At 50.2% G+C, this 22,442-nt stretch carries 23 protein-coding genes; 1 reads left to right on the top strand and 22 read right to left on the bottom strand.

Annotation, left to right across the window (positions count from 1 at the left end; all coding sequences use genetic code 11):
* Positions 1-440 precede the first annotated feature (440 nt).
* A complete protein-coding gene (locus IM273_RS21560; RefSeq protein WP_047955826.1) occupies positions 441-1,385 on the top strand; it encodes an ArdC family protein in 945 nt (314 codons plus the stop codon).
* A 193-nt stretch (positions 1,386-1,578) separates the two neighbouring features.
* Here IM273_RS21560 and mobC read toward each other — a convergent pair whose 3' ends face one another.
* From mobC to IM273_RS21450, 22 genes are all read right to left on the bottom strand, one after another.
* Positions 1,579-2,325 carry a MobC family replication-relaxation protein gene (mobC, locus tag IM273_RS21555; RefSeq protein WP_047955825.1) on the bottom strand — a complete coding sequence of 249 codons (747 nt, stop codon included), beginning with the start codon at positions 2,323-2,325 and terminating at the stop codon, positions 1,579-1,581.
* Between the two features lie 9 nt (positions 2,326-2,334).
* The gene (locus IM273_RS21550; RefSeq protein WP_047955824.1) at positions 2,335-4,194 is read right to left on the bottom strand and encodes a type IV secretory system conjugative DNA transfer family protein; all 1,860 of its coding nucleotides are present in this window, start codon (positions 4,192-4,194) and stop codon (positions 2,335-2,337) included.
* 699 nt (positions 4,195-4,893) lie between these two features.
* Entirely contained in the window at positions 4,894-5,196 is a 303-nt protein-coding gene (locus IM273_RS21545; RefSeq protein WP_159403333.1) for a TrbM/KikA/MpfK family conjugal transfer protein, read from the bottom strand.
* A 60-nt stretch (positions 5,197-5,256) separates the two neighbouring features.
* Positions 5,257-6,276: a P-type DNA transfer ATPase VirB11 gene (gene virB11, locus IM273_RS21540; RefSeq protein ID WP_047955822.1), complete on the bottom strand. Its 1,020-nt coding sequence runs from the start codon at positions 6,274-6,276 to the stop codon at positions 5,257-5,259.
* A complete protein-coding gene (gene virB10 / locus IM273_RS21535; RefSeq protein ID WP_047955821.1) occupies positions 6,266-7,573 on the bottom strand; it encodes a VirB10/TraB/TrbI family type IV secretion system protein in 1,308 nt (435 codons plus the stop codon). The genes virB11 and virB10 overlap by 11 nt, the downstream gene beginning before the upstream one ends.
* Positions 7,570-8,460 carry a P-type conjugative transfer protein VirB9 gene (gene virB9 / locus IM273_RS21530; RefSeq protein ID WP_185939365.1) on the bottom strand — a complete coding sequence of 297 codons (891 nt, stop codon included), beginning with the start codon at positions 8,458-8,460 and terminating at the stop codon, positions 7,570-7,572. The genes virB10 and virB9 overlap by 4 nt, the downstream gene beginning before the upstream one ends.
* Positions 8,457-9,140, bottom strand: a complete 684-nt coding sequence (locus IM273_RS21525; protein ID WP_047955819.1) for a virB8 family protein — start codon at positions 9,138-9,140, stop codon at positions 8,457-8,459. The genes virB9 and IM273_RS21525 overlap by 4 nt, the downstream gene beginning before the upstream one ends.
* Positions 9,133-9,273 (bottom strand): hypothetical protein, encoded by a 141-nt coding sequence (locus IM273_RS21520; protein ID WP_047955818.1) that lies wholly within the window; start codon positions 9,271-9,273, stop codon positions 9,133-9,135. The genes IM273_RS21525 and IM273_RS21520 overlap by 8 nt, the downstream gene beginning before the upstream one ends.
* 89 nt (positions 9,274-9,362) lie before the next feature.
* Positions 9,363-10,394, bottom strand: coding sequence for a type IV secretion system protein (locus IM273_RS21515; RefSeq protein WP_159403334.1), 1,032 nt, complete (start codon positions 10,392-10,394; stop codon positions 9,363-9,365).
* Positions 10,395-10,465: 71 nt separating this feature from the next.
* A complete protein-coding gene (locus IM273_RS21510; protein ID WP_047955816.1) occupies positions 10,466-10,741 on the bottom strand; it encodes an EexN family lipoprotein in 276 nt (91 codons plus the stop codon).
* An 11-nt stretch (positions 10,742-10,752) separates the two neighbouring features.
* Positions 10,753-11,481, bottom strand: a complete 729-nt coding sequence (locus tag IM273_RS21505) for a type IV secretion system protein (RefSeq protein WP_047955815.1) — start codon at positions 11,479-11,481, stop codon at positions 10,753-10,755.
* Positions 11,482-11,503: 22 nt separating this feature from the next.
* Positions 11,504-14,251 (bottom strand): VirB3 family type IV secretion system protein, encoded by a 2,748-nt coding sequence (locus IM273_RS21500; protein WP_047955814.1) that lies wholly within the window; start codon positions 14,249-14,251, stop codon positions 11,504-11,506.
* A gap of 11 nt (positions 14,252-14,262) precedes the next feature.
* Positions 14,263-14,541 carry a TrbC/VirB2 family protein gene (locus tag IM273_RS21495; protein WP_047955813.1) on the bottom strand — a complete coding sequence of 93 codons (279 nt, stop codon included), beginning with the start codon at positions 14,539-14,541 and terminating at the stop codon, positions 14,263-14,265.
* On the bottom strand, positions 14,538-15,182 hold the full coding sequence (locus IM273_RS21490) for a lytic transglycosylase domain-containing protein (RefSeq protein ID WP_047955812.1): 645 nt from the start codon (positions 15,180-15,182) through the stop codon (positions 14,538-14,540). The genes IM273_RS21495 and IM273_RS21490 overlap by 4 nt, the downstream gene beginning before the upstream one ends.
* A 72-nt stretch (positions 15,183-15,254) precedes the next feature.
* Positions 15,255-15,476, bottom strand: a complete 222-nt coding sequence (locus IM273_RS21485; protein WP_047955811.1) for a hypothetical protein — start codon at positions 15,474-15,476, stop codon at positions 15,255-15,257.
* Positions 15,477-15,871: 395 nt separating this feature from the next.
* A complete protein-coding gene (locus IM273_RS21480) occupies positions 15,872-16,081 on the bottom strand; it encodes a TraR/DksA family transcriptional regulator (RefSeq protein ID WP_047955810.1) in 210 nt (69 codons plus the stop codon).
* Entirely contained in the window at positions 16,071-16,658 is a 588-nt protein-coding gene (locus IM273_RS21475; RefSeq protein WP_047955809.1) for a DUF2857 domain-containing protein, read from the bottom strand. Before IM273_RS21475 ends, IM273_RS21480 begins: the two co-directional genes overlap by 11 nt.
* 53 nt (positions 16,659-16,711) lie before the next feature.
* Positions 16,712-16,906, bottom strand: a complete 195-nt coding sequence (locus tag IM273_RS21470; RefSeq protein WP_041165340.1) for an AlpA family transcriptional regulator — start codon at positions 16,904-16,906, stop codon at positions 16,712-16,714.
* Positions 16,907-17,255: 349 nt separating this feature from the next.
* The gene (locus IM273_RS21465; RefSeq protein ID WP_047955808.1) at positions 17,256-18,173 is read right to left on the bottom strand and encodes a hypothetical protein; all 918 of its coding nucleotides are present in this window, start codon (positions 18,171-18,173) and stop codon (positions 17,256-17,258) included.
* 259 nt (positions 18,174-18,432) lie between these two features.
* Complete coding sequence (locus IM273_RS21460) at positions 18,433-19,617, bottom strand: MFS transporter (RefSeq protein WP_047955807.1); 1,185 nt, start codon at positions 19,615-19,617, stop codon at positions 18,433-18,435.
* Positions 19,614-20,849, bottom strand: coding sequence for an acetyl-CoA carboxylase biotin carboxylase subunit family protein (locus IM273_RS21455; RefSeq protein WP_159403335.1), 1,236 nt, complete (start codon positions 20,847-20,849; stop codon positions 19,614-19,616). Before IM273_RS21455 ends, IM273_RS21460 begins: the two co-directional genes overlap by 4 nt.
* A gap of 49 nt (positions 20,850-20,898) precedes the next feature.
* Complete coding sequence (locus IM273_RS21450) at positions 20,899-22,254, bottom strand: FAD-binding oxidoreductase (RefSeq protein WP_047955805.1); 1,356 nt, start codon at positions 22,252-22,254, stop codon at positions 20,899-20,901.
* Positions 22,255-22,442: the final 188 nt, after the last annotated feature.

Genomic DNA, 22,442 nt, shown 5'->3' with positions numbered 1-22,442 from the left:
GATTAACATACTCATTACTGTCTCTTTATTTTTTTCAGTAGGATTTCTGTGTGAATAATTACATTCTCTAACCAATTGTTTCACTAATCAATCAGAATTTTCACTCTCAAGGAGTGGCTTGAAAAATCTTTTAAATCAATAAATTATGATGGTTTTGATTGCATGCGTATTGCTACGGTGCAGTTATTCATTCAATAGTTCAAACCCTTTTCACCGCTGCATAGCAAGGGGCGCTGCGCCCGGCTATGCAGGGGCAAGTTTTTTTCTCTCGTGCGCTTTTCGTTCTCCGTATCTGCTTCCGGTTAATCTTTTCCCAACACAACCCGTCCCGTAAGGGTAAATGGCACGCATGCTGCGCCCTTGCTGGCCGGAACGATGCCGGGAAAGCGAACCGTCAGGCGATACGAAGACGAAAATCACACACTGACGGAGAAAAAACCATGAAGATTTCCCTGCATACCCAGACTAGAGCCCCTAACGCCGCAGCGACGACCAGCGTATCCCCGCTGGACCCGTCAGGCTCCTCAAAAACGAAATTTTCTAAAACCAGAACAGATAATTATCAGACCATTACCGACAACATCATCACAGCACTGGAAGCCGGTGTAAAACCGTGGTCCTGCCCGTGGCAGCGCGTATCGGGCATGTCTGGTCTGCCATCCAATTATGCCACCGGCGTACCCTACAGCGGCATGAATATCATGTTGCTGTGGTGCAGTGCGTCAAAACAGGGTTTCAGTGATTCCCGCTGGATGACCTACAAACAGTCTCAGACAGCAGGTGGACAGGTTCGCAAGGGCGAACATGGTACGACGGCCATTTTCTACACCACGCTGGAGAAGGAAAACGACGCAGGAGAAATTGACCATATCCCGATGCTTAAAACTTTCACCGTGTTTAACGTTCAGCAAATCGACGGCTTGGCCCTGACAACTGAAACAGTCAGCCCGGAAGCAACCTTTGACCCGTTGCCGCATGCTGAAAATCTGTTCAGGAAGAGCGGCGCAAGCATCATCGAGAAAGGACAAAATGCCTTTTTCAGTCCATCCTCTGATGAAGTCTGGTTACCAGCGCGCCATCTGTTTTCGGATGCGGCTAACTTCTACGCTACTGGCCTGCATGAGCTGGTTCACTGGAGTGGTGGTAAAAAACGCCTGAACCGTGAAATGAAAGGGAAGTTTGGCAGTGCAGATTATGCAGAGGAAGAATTGGTGGCGGAGCTGGGAAGTGCTTTTCTGATGGCGGAACTGGGGATTGAGGGAGAGGTACAACATGAAAGCTATATTGCTTCCTGGCTGAAAGCGCTGAAAAACGACAAGCGTTATATTTTTAAAGCGGCCAGCGCCGCCTCCAAAGCGCATCGTTATCTGATGGATAAACTCTGAGGCCGGAGCCGGACAACCGCAAGGGAATGCGGTTACATGGTTTTAACCGGCAACGCTGCAGGGCGCAGACTGAGGCGGAACGCAGCACAGCGAGTACCGGACAGTCTGCGCCTCGCAGTGGAATAAAAAAAATTCCGGCCTGGCGGTATCGCCGCCAGGCCGGTGAGGCCATCACGATGACCTGAATAAAAGCTTACGTATAGCTGCCTAATGAAAGGTGTTTCAGTTCATCAAAGGTATAAATGCGAAACACCCGACGGTGGCGTTCTTCCAGCGGGACGTGCTGATGGTTGATGATGACGTGTCTGATGCTGTCAAACAGCAGTTCAAGTGCCCGTTTTTTCTGTGGGTCAGGCATGACATAAAAAACATAAATCCAGTTCTTGCGGGTACGGGCCAGCAGGTGACTGGCAATTATCGACTGATAACGGGCCCGGGTTTTCAGGCGGCGCTCGGTTTCAATGGCAATAACTTTTCCGTCAGGCAGGGTCAGTAACCCATCTGGGCGATGTTTTACCTGATACTTGCTGATAAAAGTGGTCCGGTCGCCGTTAATCCATCCCGAAGCACCTTTTTTCTCCAGAATAAGTCTGGCGGCCTGATTATCAAGATGATGCTCCAGCGTCCAGCCGGTAATTCTGGACGGTTCAAACCTCGCGGGAAAGATTTTATCATCCGGAGTTAACACCACCGCCAGCCCGTCGCTGGTGATCCCCCATAATGAAATCTTCATTGTCCGTGATTCAAGCACATGCTTCTGGATTAACCCCATTTGCTCAGTTTTTGCCAACAGCGAATAAAGCGATTTATGATCCCGGAAACCAAATAGCAGCATCAGCGTTTTGAAATCGCTGTAGGTTTCTTCTTTCAGGAAGTTCAGCAGTTGTTTTATTTTTTCTCTGTTGCGTGTCTGGCGCTCTTGATATGTAGAAATCAGCATAACCGCTCCTTAAAAATCCAGCGGGGACAGGTGTTCTCCTTCATCAGGTTGGGGCTCTGCCGGTTTGACTTCGCTTTCGTTGAAGAAAAGATCCGGGTGCGTTGTCATCACATCCTGTATGGATGGTTTATCATCCTCGTCAAAATCCAGTGCGATTTTCACCGGTGCCGCCGATGCGGCAATATCAGGGGAAACCGAGAAGATTTTTAGCTGACTCTTTCTGATCTTTATCGGTGAAATCAGTGAGGCAGAAGGTAGCGTTTTTGTCGTAAAGATAAAGCTGACAAAATCGTGCAGGTTCAGGATCATGTTACTGTCAATAAAGTAACGTTCGGCCTGGCGGATTGTGCGCTCACTGTCGATGGTCTCTGTCAGCATATTATCCGTTTTAGCCTTACGGAGTTCATCATCCACCAGAATAGTGCCTGACATTCTTGCCACCCATTCCGCCGTATCCGGGTCCATGACGCGATAAACCAGTTTGAATTTGGCATTTTCAACGACCGCACCGACAACGGCATCACCTTTCAAATCTGCCGGGCAGTCTTTTAAATCGGCAATGGACTGGTGGTCCATAATAATATGCACGCCTTTATCCCGCGCCGCACCTAAACCTTCCAGCGCTGGCCGGGATAAATGATATTTCAGTTCGGAAAGATAAATAGCTATGGAGCGGGGAACGTTTGTTACACGGTCGCGCCTTTCTGCTAACTGGTACAGGCGAACCAGTAACATGCGCTGGGTTGTAATAATTTTGCTGTTTCGCATGGAGCCGATAACATAGCAACAGCCGCCTTCATCAAACATTTGTTGAAGTGAAAAACCTTCCGGTGAATTAATGGCATTTAATAATGCCAGCTCTTCAATCTTACCGAAAAATGCTTTGATTTTTTCGGCAATGCTCTGAACGTAGTCACCGTTATAAACATCACGGAGAGTTGCCGATGGGTTATCACTGACAAATTGCGCGGCCATACGTGCGGCTTTTCGGTCATCAATGCGATAAAAATCCGATTCCTGCCCTTTTTCCGCCAGGCTGAAACCGGCAACAAACAATTCTTCCAGTTCATCGGGCGTGATATCTTCAATCAGATTTAACTGGTATTGCTGTTTTCGCAGGTCGATTAAGGCAAAGGGTTTGCCTGCATCCTCGCAGGCTTTGCGGTAAAGATGCGGTGCCCATTCATCATCCTTGGGGTCCATAACAAACACACCTTCACCGGCCAGAATGCTTTGATAAAGCAATATACCAGCAGCAACCCCTTTACCGGCTCCTGTGGTGCCGATAATATCCGCGTGTTGTTTCTGCCAGTCCTTTAACGGGAGATACAACGGCTCCTTCTCGCTGTCCATACCAGTAAAAATACCTTTATTCAGGTCGATATAATCCAGCGGGTTATAATGCAGTGTTTCCGGCAGCAGGGATTTTACGGTGCGGACATCGGTGCGCAATTCCCGTTCAAGGGTGGTTTTTTTAACAAGGCGTTTCTTTATTCTGTCCAGTTCAGGCGTGAATACCCGGCGAAGCATAATATGAAAAATAATCCCGGTCACAGTGAAAGTGATCCGTACTGCCCACGCCAGTACCGTATTATCACTGGTGAGTCTGATTTTATACAGCCACTGAAAGGATCCGATAACTATCGGGGCCATTGTGCCAGATATAAAACACAACAGCGAAAAAGCAATAATCAGCTTTTTCCATAACGGGGCCTTCTGCCGTTCATCGCTTTTCATCGACGTAAAAAACGGCATCGTCAGCCCCGCTAATAACGCCAGTATCAGTTGTTGCTGTTGCACAAAAGCGAGCAGTGCCAGCATCCCGTTCACTATCGGCGACAGTGAAGCGGTAAGCTTATTTAAAATCATCGTGCCTCCTTCGTCAGCGATTCGCCCCATGACATCGCCCCATCAGTTCGCCCCACGGTGTCGGGCGAAAAGGCGGGGCGAACGTATGGGGTAAAGAAGGTGGTCGCTGTGCGGCCATGTGCAGGAAAGCATGCTTCCCTGCACGAAACGGCGTGCGCCAGTACATGCGGGCTGGACGCCCTTATTGCCTGTCACATGGGGGCAATGTCGTGACTGGACGCCGCGCCAAAACCCCCAGGGTCAAAGGCAGCACACCGTCGCCCGCTACGCGCGACCACCCCCTTTAAGACGGTCGCTTTCGCCTTTTTCTTCCCTTTACTCGTTCCTCGTAGCGGGAATAAAAGGGAAGCTGACCTTTAAAGAGGGTGGTCGCGCCACGCTACCGGCTTTTGGCCGGAGACTTAGCTGCGACGGTGTGCGGGGCGATGCCCCCCAAATAAACCGCTGTCGTGGGCGACAGCTTTTCGCTCGCTGGGGCGGCGAAATTTATCCGGCTCCCCCCAGCCTGCAAAATCCGCGTGGGCGCGGCTGTTTGCAGGTGAGGCGCGGTGCCTGAATTATTTTCGCTCCTTAACCCGCGAAAATATTTCTGTCCGCTGCCTCATTTTTACGGCCCCTGTTTCTTCGCTCCTTAATCCGCGAAAAACAGAAGCCGTAAAAACCTGAAAACCGTCACGCTCTGTGCCCGTCTCGCCAGTATTAACCACGAACGCGGCCATATTTACTGATGACCTGACTGATAGCCGCCGGGTCTGCCGATTCACATTCAAGTAAAAACGATTTTCTGGCATCGGCCGTATGGTCAGGAAGAAAACCGTGTTTATTCTCTTTCACGATATTAAAGAATGCCCGTTCAGCGGAATGACATTCACTGCTGCCACTGTTTCCCGTTGTTTTACCGTACATGCATAAAACCACTTCGCAGGCATCAGCGGCCATTGCGGATGTTGAACATGACGCCATAACGCCGAGAAATAATAAGGAGAGTATGACTTTCTTCATTTCAGTTACCGGTATGATTAATGAAAGGTTGCGTATTTAGGGTAATGTTATTTGCCAGAGTTATTGTCTGAATGCCTCTTTCATGCTGTTTAAATGAACTGGCTTAAAGTAAATATCACTCATCCGGCGCACATCGCCGTGTATGTCAATACTGACGATGACATCAATGCTTTTAAGTACCTTGCGTAACAGCACATCAAAAGGAATATTCCGGCAGTCGGGGTTTTCATAGCAGCGGTCAATGATCCCTTCAATACATTCTTCCGGGCTGCCCGCGTGCATGGAGGTGATTAGTCCTTCATGTCCCGAGCCGACAATTTTCAGCGCGTCCCACGCTTCACGCCCACGAATTTCCGCCAGTAATATCCGGTCAGGGTTCATCCGATAATTAGCACGAATCAGCCTGCCAGGCGTGACAATAGCGTTATCCCCGGCATCCGCCGGGTAAAAAAGATGAACATAATTGGCATGGTGATAAAAACGGATTTCAGGATTATCCTCAATGGTGGTTAGCCGGAGATGCAACGGAATATAATGCAGTAGCGTTTTCATATAGGTGGTTTTACCGGAGCCGGTTTCACCCACAATAAAAATCGTTTTGCCATATTCCACCGCTTTTTCCATAAAGCGGGGAATATTCCCGCTGTTATATAACTGAATCAGTGCATCATCCTGACTTTCCGTTTTCTCCTGACCGGCCACACGCTGATAAAATCCCGCATCAATCCATGACTGATGTGTTTTCTGCTCAAACGAGGGCTTGCGCAGCGTAATGGATACCGTATTACGCTCACAGGCCGGAGGAATAATCGCCTGAATACGTTCGCCGGATCTTAATGTTGCAGAAAGGATGGGTGATGTATCGTCAATATTATCGTCATGCCAGGATGCCAGCGCCCTGGCAAAGGCATGACACTGACGCAGCGTGATCGGGGATGCCTGTTTTTGCCAATTCCCCCGGATTTTCGTATACAGTTCGCCCGGCCGGTTAACGGCAATTTCTGTCAGGCCATCCTGCGCAAGAAAATCACCAAAGAGCCGGTTTTTCATAAAGTCCAGTGACAGGTTTTCAGCGTTCATACCATTTCTTTTTTAGTCGAAGTTGATAAACAGAGGAAAAATCAATATCCGTGCCGGTCATGATGCCGAGCACATCACCCTGGTTCAGGTACATGGTGGGCGGGATACTGATGCTGTTTTCCAGCGTCGTTTTTGCCATTTCAGCCGTGGCGGCACGGGTGTTTTCGGTATAGTCGGTATTGCGGTCTTTACCCGGCGCGGCATCTGATGCCGCTGCCGCCACGTCCTGCACGGTACTCAGCATCAGGGCGTTGCCGAAACGCTCCCAGAAATGGCTGTCGATCCAGCCTGCGATCCCCGCCTCACCAAGCGGGCCGGTAGCCTGCGTATCGGTGAGCGGGATTTGCAGGCTGCCGGGCTCCGGTGTGCGCAGCTCCGTCCACAGCACAAACATCCGGCTGCGTCCGTGATGCAGTGCCCCGGTGCGGTAGAAACCACGGGCAACTGTTCCCGCTGGGATCAGCCTTACATGGTTGCTGGCGCTCCAGACATCCTCATTGATAAGGCAGGAGATATGGCCGCCAACATCCGACACGAAGCGCCGCATCATCGAACAGGGAATATATCGATCCACCGGGATATAGAGATCAGGATCGAGGCCCAGCCGCCTGACACCGGTGACGCTGGCGAGGCCCGGATCGTCGCTGTTACTGCTGGCTGCCGATGTGACCCCATCCGGGCAGTGCAGGCGGCCATCCTTCCCCCTGACCAGTACCAACTGACAAGATGTGTACGCCGTGGATGATGCCGGACTGCCCGACGTTCCCGTGCCGCTGTGCGGTTCGCTACGGGACGTGCGGGTATTGCCGCCAGCTGTTGTACTGCCGTTGTTCAGCCCATCGGCCAGTGCTGCCGCCTTGTTCAGGGCGGGTGGTTCCGGCGGTAATAAGGGAGGAGCAGTGTCGCTCTGACTGGCAGGGCCTGCGCTTTCCTGCCTCCCTGGCCCGAACAGGCCAAACGGGTTACTGTCCATGCCCAGATTCTTACGCTCCTGCTGCACCGCCCCGGAGGAGGGCGGCGGCGCGGTGTCAGATTTTTTCTCATCATCCCTTTTCAGGGCGCTGAGAAGACGATCGCCACCGGATGCCAGCGCGATGACCAGGACCAGACTCAGCAGGCTGACGATCAGCGTGCGGCGACCGGACGCCTTACGGAAACGGGTCACTTCCGGCTGGCCGGGCGGCGTTTTCTGCTCCGGCTCCTGATATGTCATTGCCGCGCGGGCGCGTTCACGGGCTTCCGCTTCCCGTTCTGCGGTGGTTTTTTCCGGTTCGTCCGGGAAAGATTTGTCGGTCATTTTGCCTCCAGCGTAACGGACGGCGAAACGGTGTCACTGTTGGTCAGCGGGAAACGCCCGAATCCGTCGTTTTCGATCCCCACCACCGAGGTGCCGTAACGCAGTACCAGCTGCGGCGATGCCGGAACCACCATCACGGTGTAGTTGCCCTGTTGAACTGTCTGCGGCGTGACCGCCTGCTCCTGACCATTAACCACCCGGAAGACAGAAGGCAGGGTTTTCGTGGGGGAAAAACCGATATACGCAAAACGGCCGTCATCCCAGGTAAAGTCCGGGGCGATGAAGGCTGAGCCTGCTGCCACCCGTTTTGTATAGCGCCAGTTGCGCGGAGTGGTAGCCTTCCCGAATGCCGCCGCTATCCGCTTGCGGTCCAGTGTTTCCTGCTGTCGTTGCTGACGGGGGGCGCTGGCGGCGGCTGACTTTTCCCTCTGCTCATCGGGATAGCGGTAGCGGATAACAAATGCCTGAGCGGGCGAGTCTTTATCCAGGACGTTCAGCTCCAGGCTGTAATCGCGCTTCGATGTCACCACGAACAGATTGGTTTTCCAGTCTTTTGCTGTCGGCAGAAATACCTGGCTGACGGTGTTGCCGCTGGCATCCGTGACCGGCTGGGTAATCGGGTTCGGACTGACGCCCACCCGGTTGTCGCTTTTCGTCACGGTCCAGCCTCTGGGAAAACCCGCCTGCGCATCGATAACGGTTTCATCGTCATCAAACACCAGCATGGTAACGTAGCCGGGGCGGGTACTGACGACCGTGGCGTTCTGGCTGTTGTATGTGACGTTCTGCATCCGGCTGTCATACGCGCTGCCGCGCGGTGTCGCTGCGCTCCATGCCACGCATGACGCCAGTAAGCCAGAGAGGAGCAGGGTATGTCTAAGCATCATTCCCCCCTCAGCTCTTTATCGCGCTGGTAGCTGGTGACGATAAAGCCCAGCGGGTTCACTTCGCGCTGGCTGTCGGTCAGTTGCCGGTGCGGGACGTAGCGGTATGTGAGACGGATATTCCAGACATCCGTTTTCACGGAATTATCAGCAATACGGCGGATAGTGCGTTTGATACGCAGGGTTGCCAGATTATCCGGCCTAGTGGCAGGCGCATGCACATTGGAAATAATGTCGATATAAACGACATATTCCGCCTTGTTAAAAATAACGTCCGGTGCCTGGTCGCCGTTAAACCCGTACAGATAGTCCCGGTTTACGCTGTCGCTGTTGAATAACTGTACGTCGTCATAATCACGCTGGAGGGAGAAATAATTATATCCCTCGCGGAGTTTGACATAGTGTGCTGCCAGTGAATGCGCCAGTGCCTTTTCAGACGAAATATCCCGTTCCTTCACGCGGGTCATATATTCATAGCGCCCGGTCTGTTTATCCACTGACCATAATTCAGTATCGGTGGTTTTCAGCGGCAGCAGAATAATAATGGCCGTAATCGCCATTGCGGCCAGAATCAGTCCGGCAGTGGCCACCCGCCAGGCGGTTCTTCGGGAACGCTCTTCCTTTTCCAGCAGGATGGATTCAAAAGAGCGGGAAACATTAACAATGTTCTGAATATCAGACATGGTTAGTCAGCTCCTGAATGATGGCGGGGGAATTCACCGGCTCGAGTTCGCCGGATACCGGCGGGAGGTCGCCCTGATGCCGTGCGCAGCCCGTGAGCGCGCACAGCATCAGAAGGAAGATGCTGAATTTCATGGAAGCCCCTTATCGTATGGATGCAGGAATGCCGCACCGGTGGCGCAGGCCACGGCGTGACGGGGAAAGGAAATTAAGAGACGGGAGGATTAACGGTGACGTTGCCGGTTCAGGCGTTTCATACTTTCGATGGCGGCGGCGCGTTTCTGCCAGGCGCTCACGGTTTTACCCGCGCCTGCGCCAGTGAGTGTGCCGGTCGCCGCTGCGACGGCCATACCGCCTTTCGCAGCCAGGCGGGCACCACCCTTTATCCCCGGCCCGGCAAGGTCGGCGGATTTGTTCGCCAGTCCGGTCAGACCACTCATGGCCGCCCCCTGTAACACCGCCTGTACAGCGGCTCCGCTGAGGGCGCTGGCGAGCTTCGCCGAGAACCAGACCACCACACCGGCTGCAATCCCGGCCAGCAGGCACTGTGCCGCCAGCGTCACCATGTTGCTGACATTGGATGTCCGGGTCGCTGCATCAAGGATTTTATTCAGGTAATTGATGGCGATACGGATGGATAAGGCGGAAAACATGATCGTTAATATTGCCGCGAAAATCGTTTTCAGCCAGTTATCAAACATCGGCTTAAGAAAACCGTACAGCAGGCAGAAAATAAAGAGCGGCGCGGTGGTCGTCATTAACAGGATGACAATTTCAGCGAGCAGGTTGACAAAGGTGGCAGCCAGTAACAGAACGATCGCGCCGCCCCATACCAGCACTTCGGCAAAGCCACCATTCAGTTTGACGTAAGTCGAGGTGTCCATACTGAACAGTGTCTGCCCCAGTGTCTGTGCCTTTTCCCAGACGGTATCAAGCAGCGCCCAGACGTTATCATTGCCGCTGACACCGTCTTTGAGTCCCTGGATAGCCGCTACCGCCATATCCAGCCAGCCATCCCGGTTTAACGCAAAGGTGGTGATCAGCAACATTCGCCCCACATCCCAGACGACATCTTCAACCGGGGCCCGGAGTTTGCCAGCCAGCGTCTGATAACCGCGACACAGTATAAATAAGGTAAAAGAGCTGACGATGATGACACTGATCATCGTACCGTAACTGGAAGACTGACCTTCCAGTACGGCATTAAGTCCATCCATGATGTTTTTGTCCATACCCACAAAAATACCACCGGACATGGTGCCTCACCTGATATATAAAGAAAGGAAATAGAAAACAGGGAGAATTCCCTGTTTTGCTGGAGGAGATATTACTGTGTGACGGATTTTCTCTTTTCGGCTTCCTGCTGAAAGATTATCTCAAATTTTTCTTTTATTCTGGGCTTGCCAATTTGAGCGAACATAATGGCAGCCCGTTGAGCAAACTCGCAGTTATCGCTTGCCTCGCCATCCTTCAGGCATTGCGTATAAACCGCATAAGTTTCGTCAGGATGTTGCTTATACCAGGCTTCGGATTTGGTTTCCTTGCAGCCGGACAGTAATATCACGCCTGAGAGTGTGCATAAGGTGAATAAGGATCTGAGCACGGATAACCTCCTTATAAATTATTAAGGTCAGCAACAGGTGCCGTTAGCTGCTGCTGTTCAAAGGCTTTCTGTCTTTGCTGTTCCAGCAATGTCGTTCGCTGTTGAGCCTGTCTGACAGACATCTCCCACTGATTCGTCAGCGCATTTAACTGTACGCTTTTCGCCGCGATGGCGTTAGCCAGATCCTGAGACTCTTTCGAGTCCTGCGCATTCGATATACGGTCAGATAAGTCTGATATATCGCTGAGTGTGCTGTTGATCCTGTTTTCAACGTCAGTGGTATTCTCGATCGCCATTGCCTGATTGAGGATTATCTGTTTGCAACTGTCGGCCAGGGCCTGATATTTTATTCCTTCCTGTTCCTCGCTGCATACGCTGAACGATTTGTATTTACTGTAAAGGTGTTGCAGTTCAGAAGAATATGAACTGTTCTGCGTGGTCAGCAGATCATCCAGTGAAATACCGTTCTTACGGAGATTATCAATATCGGTTTTCAGGCTTCGGGCATCACTGAGAAAACTCTGAATATCCCGCACGCCGGTTGCGGTAGCCAGTTGCTTCTTATATGCATCAAGTTCACTTTTATAATGGGTAACTGTATTCTCCCATTGCTGTAATTTCTGCATCCACTGGTTAATGGATTCGGTATTCTGCACGGCGTCGAAAACCGGTATTCCGGCGCTGAAAGCCTGCGTCGAGAAAAATAACGATAATGCCAGAAGGTGATCCCGGGTACGCATTAATATTACCTCCGGTTGGCTTTCAGATTGCCCGCTCAAGGAAAGCGTCTTTCCATTCATCAGGTCGCATACCGTCCTGATAAATGGCATCGAATATTTTCAGGTTGTCCTCACTGCCGCTGAGAAGCCGGGTGAGTTTACCCAGTCCGGACAGATCCATTTTCGCCATTGCCACAAACGGGCGGGTTTCTCCGGCCTGCAACGGTGTTTTCAGGATGACCATATAATGCTCGCCCGGATCAAGGTTTCTGACCGTCTCATAAACGCTGTCCGGCACTTTCATTTTCTCCACGTAATCCGCATGGCTGGCTTTTGGATTGGCGAGGAAAATCTGGGTACCGCATTGCTCAATAATCGCCGGGGCGATGGGGTGTCTGACGATTTCATCCGGTGACTGTGTTGCCGGGATGAAGATACCGTTCAGCTTGCGGATGACCTTCAGCATATTGAGCGAGAAGCGGGAAAATTCGACATCGGCCAGCCAGCGCCAGAACTCATCCATAAACATCACCAGGCGGCGACCATCCAGCAGGCTGGTCACGCGATACAGCAGGTAAAAGGTCACGGGGCCGCGAATATCGTCATCATCCAGAAATTCGGTGCCGTCGATACCAAAGTTATCGACATCGCTGATGGTGAAAGTATCAGCCTCGTTATCAAACACCCAGCCGAACTCGCCCCCCTGCGCCCACTGTTTCAGGCGAATACGCAGCCCGTTTGTGCGGGCATCTGCAGTCGGCGGCTCTGGCAGCATTTCCAGCAGCCGGGTGATCCCGAACCGGCGGTACTCCGGCGGGTAGTCCAGCATGATGGTGTCAACGGCGGCATTGATCCGCTCCTCATCGCGCGGATCGAGCGGCTTACCGTTGCGGCGGCACAGCATGCGCACCAGACGTTTAATGAAACTGATGTTCCGGCGGGTTGGCTCCAGCGTAAACGGGTTGAAGCCGGTGGGCTCGCCGGTACGGATGCGGAAATAACGCCCGCCCGCCTGGCGGATCGCCATCTCCGCCGCCCGATCCTTATCGAAATACACTGTGGTCAGCCGTTTGATGGTGGCAGAAGGCGCAAACGTCGCCGGGTTGCGGTACTTCTGCATCAGTTGTTGCATGACCGTCATCAGCAGGGTTTTGCCGGAGCCGGTTTTCCCGATAATCGCCGTATTCCCTGGCGTTTTCTCACCGGTATCATCCCGCCCGGCCTGGCTGTCGTGAAGGTTCAGGTAATACCCGCCACCGCCGGGAGATGTGAGGATGGCGATGGCTTCCCCCCACGGATTGCCGCTGCGTTTGTGGGGATGGAAGTTATGCAGGCAGGCCATATCGGCAAAATTCTGGCTGCTGACGGCCACCAGTCGGGGACGCAGCGTATAGACGCCCGGCAGTTGCGCCAGATATGCGGCGGGCAGTGACAGGGTGGAGAGCGTCGTCATAATACCCAGATCGGCGAAGGGCTGGGCCAGAACGTTAGTGTCCTTCACCACCTGTCCGGGACTTTCTGAGGAGATCAGCAGGGAAAAGTGGAATTTACCGCACGACACATGCCCGGACTGCAGCAGGTCGCGCAGGACAATCAGCTCTTCGCGCTGGGAAATCGCGTCGTCGTCCGCTGAGTTCAGCCGTTTTTCCGCCAGCCGGATATGATGCTGCGCCTCATCCCGTGCCATGCAGGTAAAGGACTGCGTCAGAACATACTCGCTTTCGGCGTACAGCAGCGCATCCAGCATACCGGTATGGGTTTCCGGGGAATAATCCTTAATCTCAAGGCTGCGGAAGAAGCGGGAACCGCTGACCGTCTGGCATTCACCGGTGTCGGTGGTGAAAAACACGTCCGGCGTGCTTAACGTTTCATAAAACGGCGAGCGCGTTACGGCCACTTTCTGCCACTGGCCGGTGATCAGGCGGTGGAAGAACGCCATTTGCGAGGAATATACCCGCCCGTTTTCTTCATATATCCCCAGCGGCATTGCCATATAGCGGGATAATGAAGATTCCAGTGCTTCGCGGTATTCCAGCATGATTTTGAGCGCGTCATCCAGTGCTGCCAGGCGTTTACCGTGCGACTGCGCTTTCATGGTTTTCTTCTCAATCTGAGAGAACGGCGCGTAGCAGACGGTGAAAAAGAGCCGGTGCCGCCAGAACGGTTTTTCTTTTACCGGCTGGTAATACCGACGTGTTACCTCATCGGAAAAGGGAATGCCGGAATCCGCCTCAAAGACATCATGATATTTTTCACGGAGCCGGTGAATATAGAATGTTACCGGCAGCCCCTCATACGAACGAATAACGTTATTCAGGTGCGTGGCCATCAGGGTCAGGAGATGTTCGTCTTCACATTCAAAGACTGTGCCGCCCAGCTCCCAGGTGGCAACCAAATCACGGTGACGATTTCTGATGACGTAGGGGTGAATATGGGAGGAATACGGAATATATTTATCCAGCGTAATACGCTCGTTTAATTTCATTTTCTGAATAAACTCCGAGACATCAACGTTATCGTACTGGTTTGCCAGCAGGGCATTCGCGCCAAAATGGGTATTGGTGAAAAGTCGTCCACGGGTTTTAAACGCCAGCCAGAGCAGACTGAAATAATGAATATCCTTTCGGGCTTTGTTTTTCATTTCCGCCCAGGCAGGAATGAGCAGAACCGCCAGGTAATAGCTGACATAGACCGCCAGCAGGACGATGGCCCCGCTGACGAGAACGAACGGCACCAGAGGAATACCCATAATGGCGGCAGGCCGCGTCAGTGCTTTATTCAGCGTAGCCATCGTTGCCTCTCTTATGACGCCCAGTAGGCACCGAAGCCGGACGCGCCGACAATCAGGATCGCGCCGATGATGACGTTACGCATGTCGTGCAGGCTCTTGCCGTCGAACAGCACCTTGTAGCCCACCCACATGGTCGCCAGCGTGATGGTGACGGCGGCCAGTCCCAGCAGGCCGGTCGAGGTATTGCTCAGTGTTTCATTGGCCTTGTTAAAACCACTGTCCGCCGCCAGCACCGGGGAAGACAGCAGCACGGAAACAACAGCGTAGTAACGGCGTTTATGCATGATCATTTCTCCTCATCAGGGATAACAGGGATAGCGCCGCGAATGACGGAACCGGGATAATGCAGGGAAGTCAGGATCGGCGCAGTGGCACCGGCTGGCTCGTCGCGCAGCACAACGGCGGGATAGCGGACAGGCGGTTGCGCGTTCCGGTCAGGGTCACGCTGCCGGTCTTCCCGGGTGGACGGGACGACATAGCCAATGCGCTGCACGTAGCTGGTCTGGTTAAAGGCCGATTCCGGTCGCTGGCCGGTTTCAAAGTTGCCGGAGTAGTAACAACTGAGCGCCCGTTTCAGTGTTCCGCCGCGCCGGTAACAGTCGGCGAGAATGCGCTCAAATACCGACAGATTGATGCAAGGGTTAAGCAGGTCGCTGGCCGTGACGCCGTAATGGCGGAAATTGGTGCTGGTGATTTGCATCAGGCCGACCGAATAGCGTCGGCCCTGTGCAGCCAGCTGTCTGGTGAGGTGGATCGCCTCCGGCAGGCTCGTGGGGAAATGTGAAATCACGCCCCGGCTGTCTGGCAGAGTTTCAGCAATGGCGTAAGGGTGGAAACCGGATTCGACCCGTGCGACATCAAGTGACGTGGCCGGGTGAATACTGGCGGCGCACTGCACCGCCAGTGCCAGAAAGGCAGTGGTGGAAAGCATGCTGGCCTCGTAACAGAGAGAACGGCGGCTTATAGAAAAGTACGCCGCCGGTGGAGAAGAAGAGAAAATGGATTAAGCGGCAGAGGCATCCTGTGAAATGTCGCTTTCTTCTCTCGGTTCGAGCAGCACCAGCCTGCCGGAAACCGCAATACCGGGTATCAACACGATATTCAGGCCGGGCTTGCAGTTATGCGCGAAGGCAACGCCAACTTTTGTCCAGTACGTGTTTTTTTCACCCTGTGCATCGGGCTGACTTTCCTGGGTGACAAATACGTGATAAATGGGTTTTCGCATGAAGTCTCCTCTAATAAAAACATCGATGAGTTAAATAAATGTCACATCCCAATTCTGCATTCCGGTTTTAACGGGGCAGCGAGAACATTCAGCGGCACCCTGAATTGTGGTCACGTGACAGCCCGATCCATTTTTTTAAAGAGCAATACCCGGCCCGGACGAATTAACGTCTATCTTGGCAACCATGCTGTAATGGCAATTTCAGGATCGGATATTTATCGCAGGATATAAACGACAAACTCAAAATAAAAAGAAGAGAGATTAATAAGTGGGGAATTTAAGATGCTATGAGAAGGATAAAAGTATAAAAAAGAAAATAGAGACTCATTTAAATTTAATGAGAATGATAAGGACGTGCAGAGAAATAATATCTTCGCACGTCATTGTTGCCATGATTAACGTCTACGGCGCTCAAGTTTTTCCTGACATTCCGTACAGGTGGTTACGCCCGGCAATGTCTGTCGTCGCTTTTCAGGAATGGGTTTACCGCATACACGACAGTGGAGTAATGACGGTTCTAACCCAGGTTTAAAACGATTCTGTTCAATCATCTCCTCTAGTCGCTGTTCATTAAATTCCTGATCGCGATCAATCTCATCCGGCATGGGGCACCCTCCTGTTAGCGACGACCTCCTGTTCGCACAGCGTAATACGCTTCCAGACCGTTGTGAGTGACAGTCCTTCGGTCCTTGGCAGCAGGGATTCAGTCACCTTCATCATTGCTATCAGCGCGTCGGGCGATTCCAGGTTGTCCACCCGGCATCGTTGCCATTGCCGCCAGATCTCGGTATCCGTCTCTTCATCTGGCTCAGGTGTGCGCCCATATGGCACGCTGATACCCAGTAACCGTCGGCGAAGGCTGACCTCATTTGACGTCAGGCCAAAATAGCGGTTGAGCAAAGCGATAGAACCACCCAGGCGGATAGCGCGTTTAATCTGCTGTTGTCGCCGATATTCCTGACGTGCCTGTGTCAGTAAATGAGACAGAACATCATGGCTGACAGTAATCGAAATGAAGGGTGCCGCCGTCCGGCTGACAGTAAACAGTTCATCAAGAGATAACTGATCGAGAGCATTTATTTCGTCGAAAGTAAATCCCAGAGCTTCGCAGTGGCGAATATTGCCTTGTTTTAGTGCATGCAGTGCATCGGTCATGATGGCGTAATTAATTGATGGGATCATTCTGTTATCTCCTCAATTTGTTGGGAGGAAAGTTGAGTACATAAACGGATGTTTTAACTACTCTCACGTCTGGATAATTTCCGGTTGATCCATTCATCAAGTTCCGATTCGAGCCATGCCACACTGGCAGGGCCGATTTTAATGGAACGAGGAAAGTCGCCATTTTTCATATATAGGTAGATCTGCGAGCGTTTCAGGCCGGTTTTTTCTTCGACCTGTTTTAAACGTAATAACTGGTGTGTTGTCATTGTCTGCTCCTGCATCAAAATTAACCGAGGTATCCGACAATCATAAAAAACACAGGTAAGAGCGGAGGGAAAGTTTCTGAACCCTTATTAAGGGTTACAATACCCTTATTACGAGTTTTTAGGATGAATGAAATGTCTTAACTTTTGCGTTTAATTGCCAGAGTAGTGGCTTGTCCTTTTTAGTAGATAATCGATTTGATAGTTTGATTATTCTATTAGGTGAGAGATAAGGCAGGTTTGATATGAAAAGAAATGGGATTCGACAGGGAATGAAAAAAATTAGTGGGAGTGTGAGCACGTATTATGAATGGTTTTACAATTGATATGGATATTATTCGGGTATGCCATATTATTTTGAACTCTGATTCGGGGATCCGCGTTCAAGCGCTCTTTTCAGCGTGTCCGCGCTCAGATGATCGGTAATACCATCGACTGATGCCCATTCTTCAAAAATGGGAAGAAGTTTATAGGGATGCCTGAGCAGTGGACTGATCGAATCATTATGTTTGCATGCTAACCAGAATAAGCGTGAGAGAGGTGTGGAAAGCCTACTGGATGAAGTGTGGGTAAAGCGATCTGCATGTGTACCGAGTAATTTATCAAGTTCCTCTTGTCGTATTACAAAGCAGGCATCTTCCGGGAGTTCATAAACAGGAAAATATCCTTTACCGGAAAAATTCATGAATCTGTTTACTGATTCATCCTCATAAATATCTGCAATGATATGCGCCGGTAATCGCGTGATTTGCTGATTAATTCTGTCCTGCCATGTCTTTTTTTCAAAAATCTGATATGATTGGCCTGCCAAAGCAATTGTAATACCATAATTGGCATTATTTGCACCTGTAATAGGTAACGGCATATTTAGAGAATGTGCAAGTAGTCGCTGAATGAGAACGAATTCATGTCCCAGCATACCTATGTTCATGACTAATTGAGCAGGTGAGATATATTCCCCCTCTGTACTGAGAATTAAACCTTTACCATTTAAAAATACATTTCGTTCAAGCATGCAAAGCCGATATGGTAGAGAATCGCCTACTGGGCGTAGTTTTATTTTGTTCACTGAGGAACGAATTTTTCTCAGTATAACAGGTGACTGAAAGTATATCGAAAGTGAAATGTTACCATATAAGGCATGTCGATAAATATCATATTCTGCTATTTTTATATCCCTAAGTTTATTGGTTATTTTTACTGCTTCACGGATGGTAACCCAGGCTGGCTTAGGGAAAAAGGTATTGACTTTACTAACATCATTTTGCATAAAATAAACTCCTTGAATATCACAGAGTAAACATGATATTACTTGCTATGCTTAATAATTTTACTCTTGTAATCTTTGATGTATTTTAAAAAATCGTGTGCCACTGCCTACGGATAAATCAGATTATATACTCAGAAAGTTTTAAGATTGTCATGCATGATGTTCGTAAAGTTAATGATGCCGTTTTCCGCAGCATTCACATACGTTGCGGTAACAACTGTTACCACAATCATTATGTTATAGTGTTGGCCTCGTCTGATTATGAAGAGTCTGCGAAATTTTTATCCGTATCAATACCGATTAAAGGTCGTTTCTGGAGTATTGATAACCATGCTCCAGCTGCTGCAATAAAACAGGTCAAAACTCCCAACAGGAAGGAAATAACACTCAGCTTTCCTGCAATAAGTAACAGCCCTGCTACTGTAGCAGTGGCTTCAGCAGCGCCCCAGACACAGGTCTGTATTGCCATTACAACAGATCGACGTCCTCGCCAGATTCTAACTGCCTGCGCCTGATACAACGGACCACAAATCATTTCTCCGGTTACTATCAGGACGACAACGATATACAGAACGGCTTGCTGCTCAGATGAGAATATTAATAATGCACATCCTGAACCGATACATAAGTTTGAAATAACAACCCGCCATAGTCGGCTTATCCTCTGTGAGAATGAAGTGATATAAACCTGTCCGATAATGATGATAATACTTGATAGAAGAAATAGAGTGCCTACCAGTTCACTGGAAAACTTTTCCACCGCATAGGTCGGCAATACATAATAAAACTGGGCATAGCCAACCATCGTCAGGAAATTAATCACCATAAAAGCGATAATTTGGTGATTACCAGTATCCTCTGATGAATTCGCTGTTTCACTTTTTGTGTCAGCCACCTCAGGATGGGTTGCAGAGGGTAGAGGACGGGTGGCTATTGCGCCCAGTGTCCCAAGTAACAAGGGAAAGGCAACAAACCAGTAACCTGTACCTGAAAGCATGAAGGACGCCAGAAATGGTGCAATACCAGCGCCAGCATTGGCTGCAACGTTTTCATATGAAAGCACACGCTCATGCTCGCCGTCATGGAAAACATGCACGATGTATGAAATTTGCGATATGACTGATACAGAGTTAGTCAGGCCAAATAACGTTGCAAGAACAATCCAGACAAAGATATCAGAAACGCCCATTGCTGCTGCAACGAGCATCAGGAATGCTGATATGGCAACACCCAACAGCGTCAGTGCGATCTCTGCTTTTCGTTCTGTTTTGTCCAGCAGGCGATGGAAAGCGAGCGCGCCTGTACGGTTCGCCACAATAGCAAACCCGACGACGATACCGGCAGCGCTACTGCTGAGTCCCACAACGCTATTAAGCCAGACAGCCATGAAGGGATAAAAAAAGCTCCAGGCCGCAGCTGAGAAAAAGCGAATAATGTATATCATTTGAATACAGGTATCCTGTCCCCATGGTCAGTTTTTACGCGTATCAGGTTGATTTCCTGCTGAACAATGTCGGTGTACCCGGTAAGCATCCCGACCCACGAATAATCCGATACCCCCACAGGCTGGATGCGGCTGCCTGGACTGGCTATCGGGGTATGAATGGATGAAATCGCCGGAACGTCCCATCCACGGATAACCGATTCTTCTGCCAGACCATACCAGTAGCTCAAGGTATTATTGATCTGCGCTGCTTGGTCATATGCGGGGACGGATTCTGCCAGACCTAATGGGAGTAATGCTGCATGCTGCAAAACAGTTGAAGGAGAATATCCATAGGCCAGAGCAACCTGTTCTACGATAGTTGCCCCACCTAAACGTCCCATATTGGCATCAATAAGATATGCTGTCGTATCTGTGGCGATAAATTCACAGTGGAAGAATCCGTTATCAAATCCTGAACGTAAGACAAGATCGTGAATAGCCGCCTGAATTTTTGCATGTACGATGGGCTCAATACCGCAGTCGTTTGGAAAATGGTTTGCCACCTCAGTAAACCGAACTCTTTCACGTCTGGACAACCCTAGGTAAATAGTTTTACCTCCCTGCACAAATCCTTCCATGCTCACTAGCGTTCCTGAACAATATTCTTGGATAATCCAGGGAAGGGTTTCACAGGATTTAGCACCGCTTGCTATTATCGCTGACTTGATCGTATGCGTCGGGTCCCGGTCTGCTTCAATATGCAGTGTGGATGTAGCAAGCGCGCCTGAACCGATCGCTGGTTTCAATATGATCGTATTGCTTTCACGTACCTTAAGCCAAGGTAGAACGAATTTATCTTCGGAAAATGAGATTTGTACCTCTTCCGGAACATGCTCAGGGACGATCTTACCGACCGCATATTTTGACGCCAGCTCAGCAAAGACGGAGGGTGGTCCTCTAAAGTTAAACTCCTCCGCGATTTTGTTGACCATCGGGAATAATTCATCAAAAAAAGTAGTAATGCTGTGGATATTCTGAGTGACATCCGGATTGGCATTCAAATAGTCAGACAGAGCATTATGGTCAGAAAAAAGAGGAATACATTGAACATCACTAATTGCTTGTAGGGCATCGCCACAAAGTGCAGATTTATCAATAGAAAGAATAAGGTCGTGACCTGCATTGCGAATAGCGTCACTAATATATTTCACCGATATCTTGTTTATTCCTACGATTAATATGTATTGCATACTAAATATTCCCGTTTTAGTGTAACCAGAATAGTTCTGCTGAATCCGCTCAATACATTTTTGCTGGATTCATGATATTATGTGGATCCAAAGCAGACTTAATGGCTTTCATCAAATGCAGGGCTGCACCATGCTGCACTGGCATCCATTTTATTTTTCCCTGTCCGACACCGTGCTCGCCACTGATGGTTCCACCATATGACAAAGCTCGTTCAGCCAGACGACTCAGAAATCCCTGTATAACAGGAGTTTCTTCCTCTCCTTCACGGAGCATAAGTAAAAGATGGAAATTACCGTCTCCAACATGCCCTATTAAGGGAGCCTTGAGCCCTGTATTCGCGATATCCGTTTCTGTTGCAGAAATACAAGCACTCAGGCATGACAGAGGGACACAGATATCCGTAGGGATCCCCTGGCAACCTTCATAAAAGGCATGGAATGCCCACCACGCATCATGACGTGCTACCCACAGTGCTTCTCTTTCTTCTGGATGAGAAGAAAGCTGTACTTCCCCCCCGTACCTGTGCACATGTTCTTCAAATAACGCAATATTACCTGGCATTGACAGGCTATTAACGTGTAACTCCACAAACAAATGCGGTTTTTCTGATAATCCCAGTTTTGAATAAGCATTACATGCCCGAACTGCGGAAACATTAAGGAGTTCAATACGTGCAATAGGTAGTGCAGATTTCAAGGTGTCTGTCACAGCCCTGACGGCATTCTCTACTGAGTCAAACGCACAAACACCGGAAAGAATAACTTCAGGGAGTGGATGAAGCTTAACGGTTAACTCACTGAAAATGCCTAGTGTGCCTTCCGAACCAACGGCAAGTGAAAGCAGGTCAAGCCCCATAGCTGATTTCACCGCTCTGGATCCTATGTTTGCTATAGACCCGTCAACCATGACAAGACGGGCAGCCCGGACATTCGTTGCCATCGTGCCATAACGCACTGAGTTTGTTCCTGAGGCACGGGTTGCGGCCATACCGCCAATTGAGGCATTTGCACCTGGGTCAACTGAAAAAAACAACCCTGTTCCCCGGAGAGCTTCATTCAATTGTTCGCGCGTGACACCGGGCTGGATTGTCGCGGTCATATCTTCAATGCTGATGTCCGTAATGGCATTCATTTCAGAGCAATCAATGCATATACCTCCTTGCGGGGCATTGATCTGTCCCTCGATCGAGGTCCGGGCACCACTTGGTATCATGGGCAGTCCTTCAACAGAACAGAACGTCACGATATCCACGATATCCTGCTCATTTCGGACGATCACAACCCCATCGGGAGGACTAAGAGTAATTCCCGTCGGAGCTTGGCAGTACTGTTCTCTGAATGTCGGCTCCGTATGAAAATGATCGCCAAATTTTTCCTGTAATTTTTCGATAACTGATATGTTCATTCATTGCCTCCATTGTAAATATAAAATCAGGTCTTTATGGTGGAACTATTCTGGCTTTTTAAACCCTGATGGTTTTCTGGCAGTTCGACCGTCATATTCTGGTCTGCCTGAAATGATCAATTCCAAAAAATAAGGATGTGCATTCTCATCCTCAAGCTGTCGTCCGGATTTAGTGTGTACCTCAATAG

Source organism: Enterobacter cloacae complex sp. P13B (assembly GCF_014895915.1).
Classification (GTDB): Bacteria; Pseudomonadota; Gammaproteobacteria; order Enterobacterales; family Enterobacteriaceae; genus Enterobacter; species Enterobacter bugandensis.
Note: the sequence above shows the minus strand (reverse complement) of the source record. Positions and strands in the feature narration are given on the sequence as shown.